A 14,142-nucleotide genomic window follows, 5' to 3' on the forward strand; every position below is an offset into this window, starting at 1 on the left:
CCATCACAGAAAGGTCAATTGTGTCATTAATTAAACCTGTTGTGCTTTTAATTCTGGATGGTTTCGGCCATCGTGCCGAAGGAAATGACAATGCAATTTTACTGGCGCATACTCCTTATATCGATAACTATCGTCAGCACTATGCTTATGGCACGATAGATGCTTCAGAACGAATGGTCGGATTGCCTGTTGGCCAGTTTGGCAATTCAGAAGTGGGTCACCTGAATATTGGTGCAGGCAGAGTTATACCTCAGGATATTACCCGAATCGATATGGCTATTGAAGACCATACTCTTGAACAAAATCCGGTTTTGCAACAGGCATGGAATAATCCGAATCATACTGTACATCTGCTGGGCTTATTTTCTGATGGTGGTGTGCATAGCCATATAGAACATTTTTTTGCAGTTATAGATGCCGCACTAGCTGCCGGCATGCAAAAAATTGTTGTCCATCCATTTCTTGATGGGCGTGATACACCGCCGCAAAGTGCCCGTCCCTATCTGCAACGCCTGCAACAATATATGCAACAGCATTCTCAGATATTATGCGGTGCCCTTGTCGGACGTTTTTTTGCCATGGACAGAGACAACCGATGGGATCGCGTTGAAGCTGCTTATAATGCCTTATTCGGAGATGCGCCCTACCAGGCTGATTCCCCTGTTACTGCATTAGAGGCTGCTTATGCCCGTGGCGAGCAGGATGAATTTGTTAAACCTACCATTGTCAGCCCGCAGGCAAAGCTGCTAGATGGTGATGCCATTCTGTTTCTCAACTTCCGTGCTGATCGCGCACGTGAATTAACTCAAGCCCTTACTTTTACTGATTTCGATGGATTTGAACGCAAGTATCGTGTACAACCGGGATATTTTGCCACTATTACTGCTTACGGAACACAATTCAGCAATCCGGTAATGTTTGAAAAACAATCTGTAAATAATGGTCTGGGAGAATTTTTGGCCGGACAGGGTCTTAGACAGCTCCGCATAGCAGAAACAGAAAAATACCCGCACGTAACTTATTTTTTCAGTGGTGGTCGGGAAGAACCTTATATTGGTGAAGAAAGGATTATGATTCCTTCACCCAAAGTGACTACATATGATTTACAGCCAGAAATGAGTGCTGTCGGCATTACTGAACAAATTATTGATAGTCTGAAACATCATCGCCATGATGTTATTATTTGTAACTTTGCCAATGGTGATATGGTTGGACATACCGGTTCACTTGACGCCGCTATAAAAGCAGTAGAAACACTGGATAGTTGTGTTGCACAGGTTGTCGAAACAACACTTTCTGTAGGCGGAGAAGTGATTATTACTGCCGATCACGGTAACTGTGAACACATGTATGATGAAAAAAATCAGCAACCTCACACACAACATACAGTTGAACCGGTCCCATTTATCTATATAGGGCGTAAGGCTACAATCCGTTCAGGCGGAGCGCTTAAAGATGTAGCGCCTTCTCTTTTAACTGCTCTGGGACTGACTCCGCCTGCAGAAATGACGGGGCAGAACCTGATTGAATTCACAGATAAATAATGAAATCTTTATTCTGTCTCATTCTGATATGGTGCAGTACCCTTTTCTCTTTGGCTATCGCTGCCAATAATCAGAAAATCCAACAGCCAACTGGTGAACTGAAACAGGTTCACCAGGCTATTTCAGCAACACAAAACCAGATCAGTAAAACTACGGTTGAACAGAAAAAAATTGATGCCTCAATGGCTGCAACAGACCAGCAGCTTAATCAGGCAAAAAATGAGCTTCACCGCATTCAGCAACAGCAACAGACTAGTATGCGGCAGTTACAAACCCTGCAAACCAATCTGGATAAAACCCGTACCCAGATTGCAGAAACTCAGACCCAGATAGCCCGTTTACTTAACGCACATTACCGTAACCGTCAGCCGAACAGCGTATATTTGATGCTAAAAAAGGATCGCTCCGACCAAAAAGGGCGCTCGTTACAATATATCCGTTATTTAAATGAAGCCAATGAGCAGGTCATTCAGCGTTTACGTGAACAACAATCGCGGATGAATGCACAGCAACAGGCTATCAATAATCAGCAACAACAACTTTCTTTGCTACAAAAAAAACAACAGCAGCTTATTAACAAACTGCGTAATGAACATACTATTCAGCAAAGCAAATCCAGTGTATTAAACCAACAATTACAAGTACAGAATAAACAGTTACAATCATTAAAGGCTGATGAAAAACGATTGAACAATCTTTTAAGCCGTCTTTCTGCTCAGGCAACAATGCGTCGTCTGGCTCAGACTCAGCCTAAACCTTCTAAACAAGCCGTTAAACCGAAAAATACCGGTCAGCCACAAATTACTCCAAGTAACGATGCCGGTAACAATGATACAGACAGCACCAGACCGCCTTCTACCTTAACTGCAGAAGATTTAGCTTTACAGGCTACAGAAAATATTAAAACACCGCTTATTAAAGGTCTTGCACAGCAACAGGGACGCCTTCCCCGACCGGTTAACGGCAGCATATCAGGAAGATTCGGAGAAAACAGACCAAATGGCGGCATCTGGAAAGGATTGTTTTTTTCATGTAACAATACGGCTGTGCACAGCATTTCTAATGGTAATGTGGTCTATGCTGCTTTTTTACAAGGTTACGGCAATACCGTTATCATTGATCACGGTGAAGGTTATATCAGCATTTACACAGGCTTGTCCTCCGTCAATGTTTCTGCCGGTAGCATTCTTAGCTCTGGTCAAACCATTGGTATAAGTGGTAAATTACCGGACGGTCAGAACGGACTTTATTTTGAAATTCGTTATCATAATCAGGCAATGAATCCATTATCATGGTTGCGTTAACTCATATTATGCTTTGCTATTACTTTCAATAATTTTATAGTGTACACTCTGACCGATTTTGAATTTTCATCATAACCTGCTATAAACAGGTTATTGATATCCTGAATTAATGTCGTTATAAGAAAGAACAATAGTAATAATGGCTAAATCTAGATTAAAAAAAGCTGCTTTATATACACTGGGTGCTTTCAGCGGTGTCATTCTCACTTTAAGCATACAGAGTTATGCCAATGAGAAATCCGAGGCTTTACCGGTACAATCTCTGCATACCATGGCGGAAGTTTATGGACAAATTAAAGCCAATTATGTTGAGAATAAAACTGACGATACTATTCTTGAAGGTGCCATGAAAGGGATGGTCAATAATCTTGACCCGCATTCTGAATATCTGACTGTTAAAGATTACTCGGATTTACAGGAAAGCACTACAGGTGAATTTGGCGGCCTCGGTATGGAAATCAGCTCTGAAGACGGGCTGATAAAAATTGTGGCACCTATAGAAGACACGCCTGCTGATCGTGCCGGCATCAAAAGCGGTGACTACATCGTTAAAATTGACAGCGAATCAACTCGCAACATGACCACTACCGAAGCTGTAAAAAGAATGCGCGGTAAACCGGGAACCAGTATAACTCTGACTTTAGCTCGTAAAGATGAAGCACAGCCAATTGTATTACATCTGACAAGAGCAATTATTAAAGTTAAAAGTGTACGTTACAAACTTCTGGAACCTGATTACGGTTACGTACGCATTACTCAGTTTCAGGAACATACTGTAAGTCTGCTGGCTGATGCTATTAAAGATTTAGAAAAACAGAACAAACAGCCTTTGAAAGGTCTGGTACTCGACTTACGCGATGATCCGGGTGGTCTGTTAAACAGTGCTGTTGGTGTATCCGCAGTATTCCTGAAACCGGGCGTAAAAGTTGTCAGCACGAAAAACCGTGATAAAAAAGAAGGTATGGTATTAAAAGCTATTCCTAAAGATTATGTAGTTAAAGGCAATGATCCGCTAGTAAATATGCCTGAAGAAATTAAAACCATACCGATTACAGTTTTAGTAAATTCAGGTACCGCTTCTGCTTCTGAAATTGTCTCCGGTGCGCTTCAAGACTATAAACGTGCGGTAATTGTAGGTACACAAAGCTTTGGCAAAGGTTCGGTACAAACAGTAATTCCTCTATCAAATGGTGGAGCGGTTAAACTGACAACTGCGCTGTATTACACTCCTAATGACCGCTCAATACAGGCACAGGGTATCGTTCCTGATGTTGAAGTAAAAGATAAAAACCGAAAATTTGAAAGCCGAGAAGCCGATCTTGGCGGTCATCTGAGTAACCCGTTAGGTGGTAAGGAGGTAAAAGGAGGATTAGAAGGCAGTCAGAAAAAAACCACTTCTTCGGCTTTTGCCAGTGAACCTGTAAATCTGCATAACGAAGACTCGGACAAAGACAGCACCAAGGAAGTTAAAACTGGTAAAGACGAAAATCAAACCAATAAAGCTATAACTACTGCTGATAAAAAAGATAGCAAGAAAAAGGATGAAGAAGATTGGCTGGCGAGACGTGAACCTAACCCAGCAAAAGATGCTCAGTTAAAATCTGCTCTGGATCTGGTAAAAGACCCGGTAAAATGGAATCAGTCATTGGGACTGGCTGCTAAAAAACCAGTTAAAACTAACGACAAAAAGGATAAAAAATAAAATTTTATCTTTAAAAAAACAGATAGCTTAAGCTATCTGTTTTTTATTAAATGTATTTAATTTATTTGCAAAATCATATAGATAACCCAAAACCCAATTGCAGAGAAAAAGAACTAAATCTACATATGTTTAAATAATATTTAAAAGTACCTGATAATGAATTCAAATCATATCTTTACACTTTTAAATAAAAAGAACTTATAAAATATTAAAATAATTAAAATTCCAACTTACCCAAAAATAATGTTTGCATAATTGGTTCAATAACAACAAATAAAATTGAATGAATATAAACAATTTACTTGCCACAAACTATTAAATAAAAGTTTTAGTTAATACCTTAATACTTTTAGGTTGGGAAGTTTCCAATAATGATATTTACCTAAAAATAGTAAATAACCCACTCTTTTTTACTTTTCATCTAGTGAAATTTTAGCCCCAACAAATTTATTTAATATTTAACTCAATTGAATTAAGTACTATGAATTAAATAAAAACTTTTAATTTGAATAAAATAAAAATTGATTTATTTAGTTTGAAAATATTAAACAATTTTTATCTGTCTGGCCAATCTTTCAATAATATCAATGTTTCAAAGTTAGTTGACGGTAATTTATTTGCAAATAGATTACAGTTAATGATGAATAACAAACAATTAGCTCAATATCTGTAGACGCAGAAGTTATAACTCGCTATGAAAACGATTTTATGATTTATTGGCACTTTATTATCTTTCTCTATACTTACTTACTGTATCAATTTCACATAATATAAAAATTTAATTAAGCAAAACTAAAAATCTTTAAATAAATCATTTATATATGAAATTTCTATATTTATTAATCAAAAAATAAAGGCTGCTAATAAAATTAGCAGCCTTTATTTTACGAACCGAAAAACTTATTTTTTCAGTTCTTTAGCCAGATATAACCAAGTTTCAATTACGGTATCAGGATTCAGAGAGATAGTCTCAATTCCCTCCTCAATCAACCATTTAGCAAAATCAGCATGGTCAGACGGTCCTTGTCCGCAAATACCAATATATTTGTTTAATTTACGGCAAGCTTGAATTGCCAGACTGAACATCACTTTAACAGCCGGGTCACGTTCATCAAAAGTACCTGCGATCGGACCACCACTATCACGATCCACACCCAGTGTTAACTGAGTCATATCATTTGAACCAATAGAGAATCCATCAAAGTATTTCAGGAACTGTTCGGCCAGTACTGCATTGGTTGGCAGTTCACACATCATAATCAGGCGCAGACCATTTTTACCACGTTCCAGTCCGTTGTCTTTCAATGCGCGTACGACATTTTCAGCCTCTTTCAATGTACGTACAAATGGAATCATGATTTCAACATTAGTTAATCCCATTTCATCACGCACATATTTCAGTGCTTTACACTCAAGCGCAAAGCAATCTTTGAAATCATCAGAAACATAACGGGCTGCACCGCGGAAACCCAGCATCGGATTTTCTTCATGAGGCTCGTATTTATTACCACCTAAAAGATTGGCATATTCATTTGACTTAAAGTCAGACATACGCACAATTACTTTTTTCGGATACACAGAAGCTGCCAGTGTTGCCACACCTTCAGCAATTTTATCAATATAAAAGTCTACCGGAGATGAATAGCCGGAAATTCTGTCAGTAATGGTGGCTTTCATCTGTTCATCCTGCTGATCAAATTCCAGCAAAGCACGAGGATGAATACCAATCTGGCGATTAATAATAAACTCCATTCGTGCCAGACCAATACCATAGCCCGGTAAACCTGAGAAGCTGAATGCCAGCTCAGGATTACCTACATTCATCATGATTTTGGCTGGTGATTCAGGCATATTATCTAAAGGTATTTCATTGACATCAACTTTCAATAAACCTTCATATACATAGCCTGTATCCCCTTCAGCACAGGACACTGTTACTTCCTGACCATCCTGCAAAGCAGAAGTTGCATTACCACAGCCAACCACTGCCGGAATACCCAGTTCACGCGCAATAATGGCTGCGTGACAAGTACGTCCGCCACGATTGGTAATAATCGCAGAGGCACGTTTCATAACCGGTTCCCAGTCCGGATCGGTCATATCAGTAACCAGTACGTCACCTGGCAACACTTTATCCATTTCATCAACAGATTTAACCAGACGCACTTTACCCTGACCGACTTTCTGACCGATGGCGCGACCTTCTACCAGAATGGCAGATTTGTCATTAATCTGATAGCGACGCAGAACACGGCTGTTATTTTCCTGTGACTTCACAGTTTCAGGACGAGCCTGCAAGATATACAGTTTGCCATCAATACCATCACGACCCCATTCAATATCCATCGGACGGCCGTAGTGTTCTTCAATAGTCAGTGCATACTGAGCCAGCTCAGTAATTTCTTCGGCACTGATTGAGAATTTTTTCCGGTCAGCAGCATCAACATCTACTGTCTGTACAGATTTACCTGCCTGAGCCGCATCAGTGAAAACCATTTTGATCAGTTTAGAACCCATGGTTTTACGCAGAATCGCAGGACGGCCGGCACGCAATGTTGGTTTATGTACATAGAATTCATCCGGATTTACTGCACCCTGTACAACAGTCTCACCCAGACCATAGGATGATGTAATGAATACAACCTGATCAAAACCAGATTCTGTATCCATGGTGAACATCACCCCGGAGGCGCCTTTATCAGAACGCACCATCCGCTGAACACCGGCAGACAGAGCCACTACATCATGAGCAAAATTCTTGTGCACACGGTAGGAAATGGCGCGATCGTTATACAAAGAAGCAAATACATGATGCATAGCTTCTTTAACATTATCATAACCGCTTATATTCAGAAATGTTTCCTGCTGACCGGCAAAAGAGGCATCAGGTAAATCTTCGGCAGTCGCAGAAGAGCGTACAGCCACGCAAATCTGGTCAGTACCGGCATCAGCTACCATTTTTTCCCATGCTGCCTGTAAATCTGCTTCCAGTTCAGGCGGAAATGGGGTGTCCATGATCCATTGACGGATCTGTTTACCTACCCGGGCCAGTTCGGCAACATTATCTACATCCAGTGCCTTTAGCTCGTTATTGATACGTTCACTCAAACCTTCGTAAGCAAGAAAATTGCGATAGGCTTCGGCAGTGGTAGCAAAACCACCGGGTACACGCACACCTTTTTCGGTGAGCTGTGAAATCATCTCGCCAAGAGATGCATTTTTGCCGCCGACGCTTTCAACATCAGTCATGCGCAGATTTTCAAACCAGATTACGTTATTACCGGCCATGATGGTTATCCAGTGAGGAGTGGGAAAGTTGAAGACGACCTATTCTAACTAGTCAGGTATAAAATGTCATGTATTTTTGGCTATTTATCCGCCCATAATTGAGGATAATTTATCCCTAATCAAACACTATTCAAATACAAATCCTTGATACCTTAAGTATTTTAATTACATTTTCAATTATTTAGATTAAAATATCAATTTATACATTTTTTAGCAATTTTAATCTAAAATTATCTTTTTTATTCAATAAAACATTAATTTTATTGCTTAAATTTTATATATTCAGTCTATTTTTATTTTTTTAGTATCAATGTTGAAAAAAAACCAATATTTTACGCAGGAACTGGAAGAAACTTCATTTACAATGGATAATTCATAAAGTCACATCCCTTTTTAACTCTGAATTATGTAGATTGATTATGAAACCAGTACGCCAAGTCTTTTTTGTTTCTGACCGAACGGGTATCACCGCCGAAAGTATGGGTCTTGCTTTATTGAACCAGTTTGACAATATAGAATTCAAGCGTGCTACTTATCCATTTGTAGATACAGAAACAAAAGCTCGTGAGATTGTTGCTTTAATTAATAATGCAGCAAACCACTGTGAAGCGCGTCCGCTGGTTTTTTCTAGCATCGTTGATGAAAATGTCCGTAAACTGATTAAAACCAGTGCAGGGCTGCATATGAGTTTTTATGATGCATTTATTGGTGAGCTGGAAGATGAACTTGCCACAGAAGCAAATCATTCCATTGGCAGAACTCATGGAATGCACGATACTGAACGCTATGATAAGAGAATGGAAGCAATCAATTTTACTCTTAATCATGATGATGGAATTACTGATCGCGAATTGAAAAAAGCTGATGTGATTCTGATGGGCGTTTCTCGCAGCGGTAAAACGCCTACTTGTCTTTATCTGGCATTACAGTATGGAATTCGTGCTGCAAATTATCCTCTTATTCCAGAAGATCTGGAAAGCAGTGAATTACCTAGAATGCTGCAACCATTCCGGCAAAAATTATATGGGCTAACCATAGATGCAGACCGTCTGCACCATATTCGTTCGGAGCGTCGTCCTGATTCCCGTTATGCCAGTCGTGATAATTGCCGACGTGAGATTTTAACCGCCGAAGATATGTTCCGCCGTTTTAATATTCCATATACCAATACAACTCATAAATCTATTGAAGAACTGGCTGCAAGTATTATTTTAGCGGCAAAATTACAACGGCGGTTTTAGGTTGTTTCGTTATAAAGTTTTGCCCTGAATAAATTCAGGGCCTTTATTTTAGCTTGCAATCATGATTTGTATTTATCTTGTATCAGTAATAGACGAATAAATTAAGCAGCTTTAATATTAAATCAATCTTTGAACGCGTGAATATTATTATCTAAACACATGGCATATTTTTTATATACTATCCAAGGTAACTGTACTATATCTAAATTTCCAAATTAAAATATGTCCAACTATTCAGATAACATCCGGAAGTGCTGAGACTATTATCCTGTGGTCAGACACATGGATAATAGTGTTGCAATGATATACTTTAGATTATTATTCTCTTTCTTTAATGACGTAATCAATAAAGCATGCTTATTTGTATTTCTTAATTACATTCTATAATTAATATTCATTTAACATAATCGTTAACATCAGTAATTATTACTTAGTCAGTAAATTTTCACGCCAGCAAAAACAACGAATAATCTTGGCCTCAATATAATAATGATATTTTTAATTTAATTCTAAAAATTTATTTTTATTATGTGTTTAGATTAATATCTTTTGTTACCAATAAATCGAATTATTATCAATTTAAGTTAAGTTTTCTTGCCATTTTGTTTTTCTCATGGGATTATGAATCATAAAAATCAAAATTGTTTTAACTATTAATCCTTTGAGACAATTTTATGCAGCCGCGTCCAATCATAGGTATACCATGTGATGTAAAGCAGATAGGTAAGTGGAATTTTCACGCTGTCGGTGAAAAATACATTCATGCGGTTCAGGACAGTGTCGGTGATGTTATTTTACTTCCGGTACTGTCTGATCAGGAAGTTTTAACTCGCCTGCTCAAATTGGTTGATGGTGTTTTTTTACCCGGTTCTTATTCAAATATAGACCCGAAATGGTATGGTGAAATATCGGCACAAGAGGGAATGTTACAGGATGCTGCCCGTGACCATACTGTTTTACCGCTAATTAAATATATTATTGATAGTGGTATACCACTTCTGGGTGTTTGCCGCGGTTTGCAGGAAATCAATGTCGCACTTGGTGGTGACCTTCACCAGCATATACAGGAAATACCCGGTTATCTGGATCATCGTGAACCCGATAATCAGCCAATTGAAATTCAATATGGCGATGCGCATGCGGTTAATCTGAAAACAGACAGTTTATTGATGCTGTGGCTGGCAACAGACCACAAACAGTATCAGGTCAATTCTTTACATCAGCAAGGAGTAAAAACGTTAGCACCCGGGCTTAGCATAGAAGCAACTGCTCCAGATGGTCTTATTGAAGCATTCAGGATTGATGCAGCGTCAATATTTGGCTATGCAGTACAGTGGCATCCGGAATGGCAATATGGGAATAAGCCGCTTTCTATCGCTATTTTTAAAGCTTTTCGTGAAGCATGTATGCAATATAAATTGCACAGGCAAAAGGAATCATTTTAAGGTGACTTATGTATGATGACATATTTAACTGGCTTAAAGAACATGGTATCACTGAAGTAGAATGTATCTTACCGGACATTACAGGTGTGGCTCGCGGTAAAATTATTCCGAAAGATAAATTTATATCTGAACCGGATATGCGATTACCCGAGGCAGTATTATTGCAAACAGTAACCGGAGAATATCCACAATCCAGCCTTCTGGATGAAACAGATGCGGATATGGAGTTAAAGCCAGACCAGACTACTCTGCGCTTTGTTCCCTGGGCTCAGGATCCGACAGCATCACTAATATTTGATTGCTTCTCTCCTGACGGTTTACCGGTTGAAACTGCGCCGCGCAATGTACTCAAACGCATATTAAAATTGTATGAAAATATGGGGCTGGAACCCATCGTTGCTCCGGAAATGGAATTCTATCTGATTTCACCCAACCCCGATCCGGATGTCCCCCTGCAACCTCCGATCGGCCGTACCGGACGCAGTGAATTCGGACGACGGTCTTATGCTGTAGATGCAGTAAATGAATTTGACCCTCTGTTTGAAGAAATTTACGACTACTGCCATGAACAAAACCTTGAAGTTGATACGCTGATTCATGAAATTGGTGCAGCACAGATGGAAATCAATTTCCTGCATGGTAATGCTCTGGATTTAGCCGATCAGGTATTTTTATTCAAACGCACAGTACGTGAATCTGCCTTTCATCATAAAATGTATGCCACTTTTATGGCTAAGCCTATGGAAGGAGAACCGGGCAGTGCCATGCATATCCATCAGAGTCTGAACAACGTAGAGAATGGTAATAATGCATTCAGCAGTGATGATGGCACTCCTTCAGAACTATTTTTTCATTTTATTGGCGGCCTGCAAAAATACCTGCCGCAAACCATGCCCTTTTTTGCTCCGTATGTTAATTCTTTCCGCCGGCTGACCCGGTTTACAGCTGCACCCACTAATGTTGAATGGGGTTATGACAATCGCACTGTAGGTTTACGTGTCCCGCGTGCTAAAGCCAAAGGAAGACGGATTGAAAACCGGCTGGCCGGAGTAGATGTGAATCCTTATCTGGCGATTGCCTGCTCACTGGCTTGTGGTTATCTGGGAATTAAAGAACAGCTACAACCGCGTGCTCCTCTGAGCAGTAATGCGTATTCATTACCCTATCAGTTCCCTACTACACTGGAAGAATCAATAGAACGTTTACGCCAGTGTGAACCAATTCATGAAATACTGGGTCAGCGCTTTGTTGAGATGTACATTGCCGTAAAAGAGCAGGAAGTTTCAGAATATTTTCGTGTTATCAGCCCTTGGGAGCGCAAATATCTGTTATTGCATGTCTGAAACCATCTCAATAGCATATTTCAACTGTTATTCTTGTACTTGTACATTGAATGATTGCTTATAACATTTTAAAACAAAGGAGTTTTTATGAGTAACAAAACCGATGTGAGACTGGCTGTAAAACATCATTTACATCCATTTTCCGATAATGCTGAGCTTAAAAAGCACGGTGTACGCATGATGGTTAAAGCAAAAGGCATTTATGTATATGATAGTGACGGCAATGAAATCATTGACGGTATGGCCGGGTTGTGGTGTGTCAATATTGGATATGGAGAAAAAAAACTGGCTAAAATTGCCGAGAAACAAATGCAAGTGCTGCCGTTTTACAATACTTTCTTCAAAACAACCCATCCTGCAATCATTAAATTATCGGAAAAACTGGTTGAAATCACACCGGAGGGATTTAATCATGTGTTTTATACCAACTCCGGTTCTGAATCGGTTGATACCATGATACGTATGGTGCGCCATTACTGGGCATCTGTCGGCAAGCCTTCTAAAAAAGTGATCATTGGTCGCTGGAATGGCTATCACGGCTCTACCTTAGGCGGAGCAAGTCTGGGTGGTATGAAAGGCATGCATGAGCAAGGTGATTTACCGATTGCCAATATAGTTCATATTGAACAACCCTGGTATTACGGCTTAGCCAAAACTGGTGAAAGTGAAGAAGAATTCGGTATTCGAGCTGCTAACTGGCTTGAAGAAAAAATTCTTTCACTGGGTGCGGATAAAATTGCAGCTTTTGTTGCAGAACCGATTCAGGGAGCTGGCGGAGTGATTATTCCTCCTGCAAGTTACTGGCCGCGAATTGAAGCTATCTGTAAAAAATATGACGTACTACTGGTAGCTGATGAAGTAATTTGCGGCTATGGGCGCACTGGCAGATGGTTTGGATTCGAAACTTTTGGTTTTACGCCAGATATTTTTACGACAGCTAAAGGACTATCCTCCGGCTATTTACCAATCGGGGCAGTTCTGGTTAATGACAAAGTAACAGATGGTTTGCTGGCCGGGGGAGAGTTTAATCATGGCTTTACTTACAGCGGGCATCCGGTTTCAGCCGCAGTTGCCTGTGCGAACCTGAATATAATCGATAAAAAGAATCTGATTGAAAAGGTACGTACCAAAACAGGTCCTTATATGCGCAAACGCTGGCAGGAAACATTCAGTCAGTTTAAATATGTTGCTGATATTCGCAGTGAAGGATTGATGTGTGGTTTTACCCTGGTAAAAAACCGTGATACTCGCGAGTTCTTTGATGATTTCGGCACCACAGGTTTGATCTGCCGGGATATCTTTTTTAAGAACAATCTGATTTTCCGTGCTTGTGGTGACCACATCGTAGCGGCTCCTCCGCTAATTATTTCTAAAAAAGAAATTGATAATATGCTGGCAATTGCCAGTGTGTGTATGCGTGAATTTGAGGAACTTATGGACAAAAAGCTGGACTGTAATACAGATAAGGCTGCCTGAAACTGATTAAACAAAAACCTGAGTGATTGCTCAGGTTTTTGTTTATTTTAGAGAGTGAATTTATCGCTCTTATTCTATGCTTTTCAAAGCAACTGATGGTGCTGGATTCAGTAATATATTTGCATTCTGCGCAGTTAAAGTGAGCGGTACAGTTCGCTTGACCAGTACCAGCCCGTAAACAGCTGCCAGATGCGGCCACCAGCGATTACCCATATACTCTATAGCCTTGTGACTATCACCGTAACAGGCCGGAATACCATAACCCATAAACTGGCCTTCTTCCAGAAACAGACCAAAGCGTTGCATCTTATCAACAGCCGTACGGGCAGACAGTAACTTTAAAGCAGAATGACCTTTCAGACTGCTCTGATAAAACAGGCGCCAATATCCATGAATATTTAAGCCGGTCAGTACAAGATGCCCGCCGGGCACCAGAACACGAGCTATTTCAGCTATAGAAACTTCATAATCGGATAAAGTATCCAGACCATGAGGCCAGATAATGGTATCTATACTTTGCTGAGCCCAGGGTAAGGCCTTACATTCAGCAATAACTGCCGTACCACAATCGGCTGTATTACTTTGTACAATATACTGGGACTCAGCTGCAAACACATGCCGGAACTGCCATTGCGATATACCGCATTGTAATATGGTGCCAAAACGCAACCCTGTTAATTTATGCAGGATAAACTGCTGCTCCAGCCGGCTTAAATAGAGACCAAATTTATGTTCGGCCAGCCAGTTTTCCAATTGCTGAGTATTCATTTAAACACCATTATGTACCATATTAAATCTA

At 39.9% G+C, this 14,142-nt stretch carries 9 protein-coding genes; 7 read left to right on the top strand and 2 right to left on the bottom strand.

The annotated features are described in order from the left end of the window. The first annotated feature begins 20 nt into the window (after window positions 1-20). From gpmI to H3U82_RS04080, 3 genes are all read left to right on the top strand, one after another. The gene (gpmI, locus tag H3U82_RS04070) at window positions 21-1,544 is read left to right on the top strand and encodes a 2,3-bisphosphoglycerate-independent phosphoglycerate mutase (protein ID WP_198209331.1); all 1,524 of its coding nucleotides are present in this window, start codon (window positions 21-23) and stop codon (window positions 1,542-1,544) included. Then, on the top strand, window positions 1,544-2,848 hold the full coding sequence (locus tag H3U82_RS04075) for a murein hydrolase activator EnvC (RefSeq protein WP_198209333.1): 1,305 nt from the start codon (window positions 1,544-1,546) through the stop codon (window positions 2,846-2,848). The genes gpmI and H3U82_RS04075 overlap by 1 nt, the downstream gene beginning before the upstream one ends. Before the next feature lie 139 nt (window positions 2,849-2,987). Then, window positions 2,988-4,550: a S41 family peptidase gene (locus H3U82_RS04080; protein ID WP_198209335.1), complete on the top strand. Its 1,563-nt coding sequence runs from the start codon at window positions 2,988-2,990 to the stop codon at window positions 4,548-4,550. Window positions 4,551-5,450: 900 nt separating this feature from the next. On the opposite strand, the gene ppsA is transcribed toward H3U82_RS04080, so the two are convergent. Then, window positions 5,451-7,838: a phosphoenolpyruvate synthase gene (ppsA, locus tag H3U82_RS04085; RefSeq protein WP_037393429.1), complete on the bottom strand. Its 2,388-nt coding sequence runs from the start codon at window positions 7,836-7,838 to the stop codon at window positions 5,451-5,453. A 419-nt stretch (window positions 7,839-8,257) separates the two neighbouring features. Between ppsA and H3U82_RS04090 the strand changes: the two genes are divergently transcribed. The 4 genes from H3U82_RS04090 (at window position 8,258) to H3U82_RS04105 (ending at window position 13,343) form a co-directional block, all read left to right on the top strand. After that, window positions 8,258-9,079: a pyruvate, water dikinase regulatory protein gene (locus tag H3U82_RS04090; protein ID WP_025330642.1), complete on the top strand. Its 822-nt coding sequence runs from the start codon at window positions 8,258-8,260 to the stop codon at window positions 9,077-9,079. A 674-nt stretch (window positions 9,080-9,753) separates the two neighbouring features. Continuing rightward, window positions 9,754-10,524: a gamma-glutamyl-gamma-aminobutyrate hydrolase family protein gene (locus H3U82_RS04095; RefSeq protein WP_025330641.1), complete on the top strand. Its 771-nt coding sequence runs from the start codon at window positions 9,754-9,756 to the stop codon at window positions 10,522-10,524. Between the two features lie 8 nt (window positions 10,525-10,532). Further along, complete coding sequence (locus H3U82_RS04100; RefSeq protein WP_025330640.1) at window positions 10,533-11,867, top strand: glutamine synthetase family protein; 1,335 nt, start codon at window positions 10,533-10,535, stop codon at window positions 11,865-11,867. Window positions 11,868-11,954: 87 nt separating this feature from the next. Continuing rightward, window positions 11,955-13,343, top strand: a complete 1,389-nt coding sequence (locus tag H3U82_RS04105) for an aspartate aminotransferase family protein (RefSeq protein WP_198209337.1) — start codon at window positions 11,955-11,957, stop codon at window positions 13,341-13,343. 69 nt (window positions 13,344-13,412) lie between these two features. On the opposite strand, the gene H3U82_RS04110 is transcribed toward H3U82_RS04105, so the two are convergent. Beyond that, the gene (locus tag H3U82_RS04110; RefSeq protein ID WP_198209339.1) at window positions 13,413-14,111 is read right to left on the bottom strand and encodes a class I SAM-dependent methyltransferase; all 699 of its coding nucleotides are present in this window, start codon (window positions 14,109-14,111) and stop codon (window positions 13,413-13,415) included. Between the last annotated feature and the right edge of the window lie 31 nt (window positions 14,112-14,142).

The sequence above is a fragment of the Snodgrassella sp. W8132 genome, assembly GCF_016100865.1.
In the GTDB taxonomy this organism is placed as follows: Bacteria; Pseudomonadota; Gammaproteobacteria; order Burkholderiales; family Neisseriaceae; genus Snodgrassella; species Snodgrassella alvi.

Bases quoted from the DNA above. Each gene is read 5' to 3' on its own strand.
- H3U82_RS04075 (WP_198209333.1), top strand. From the start codon at position 1,544: ATGAAATCTTTATTCTGTCTCATTCTGATATGGTGCAGTACCCTTTTC.
- H3U82_RS04080 (WP_198209335.1), top strand. From the start codon at position 2,988: ATGGCTAAATCTAGATTAAAAAAAGCTGCTTTATATACACTGGGTGCT.
- ppsA (WP_037393429.1), bottom strand. From the start codon at position 7,838: ATGGCCGGTAATAACGTAATCTGGTTTGAAAATCTGCGCATGACTGAT.
- H3U82_RS04090 (WP_025330642.1), top strand. From the start codon at position 8,258: ATGAAACCAGTACGCCAAGTCTTTTTTGTTTCTGACCGAACGGGTATC.
- H3U82_RS04095 (WP_025330641.1), top strand. From the start codon at position 9,754: ATGCAGCCGCGTCCAATCATAGGTATACCATGTGATGTAAAGCAGATA.
- H3U82_RS04100 (WP_025330640.1), top strand. From the start codon at position 10,533: ATGTATGATGACATATTTAACTGGCTTAAAGAACATGGTATCACTGAA.
- H3U82_RS04105 (WP_198209337.1), top strand. From the start codon at position 11,955: ATGAGTAACAAAACCGATGTGAGACTGGCTGTAAAACATCATTTACAT.
- H3U82_RS04110 (WP_198209339.1), bottom strand. From the start codon at position 14,111: ATGAATACTCAGCAATTGGAAAACTGGCTGGCCGAACATAAATTTGGT.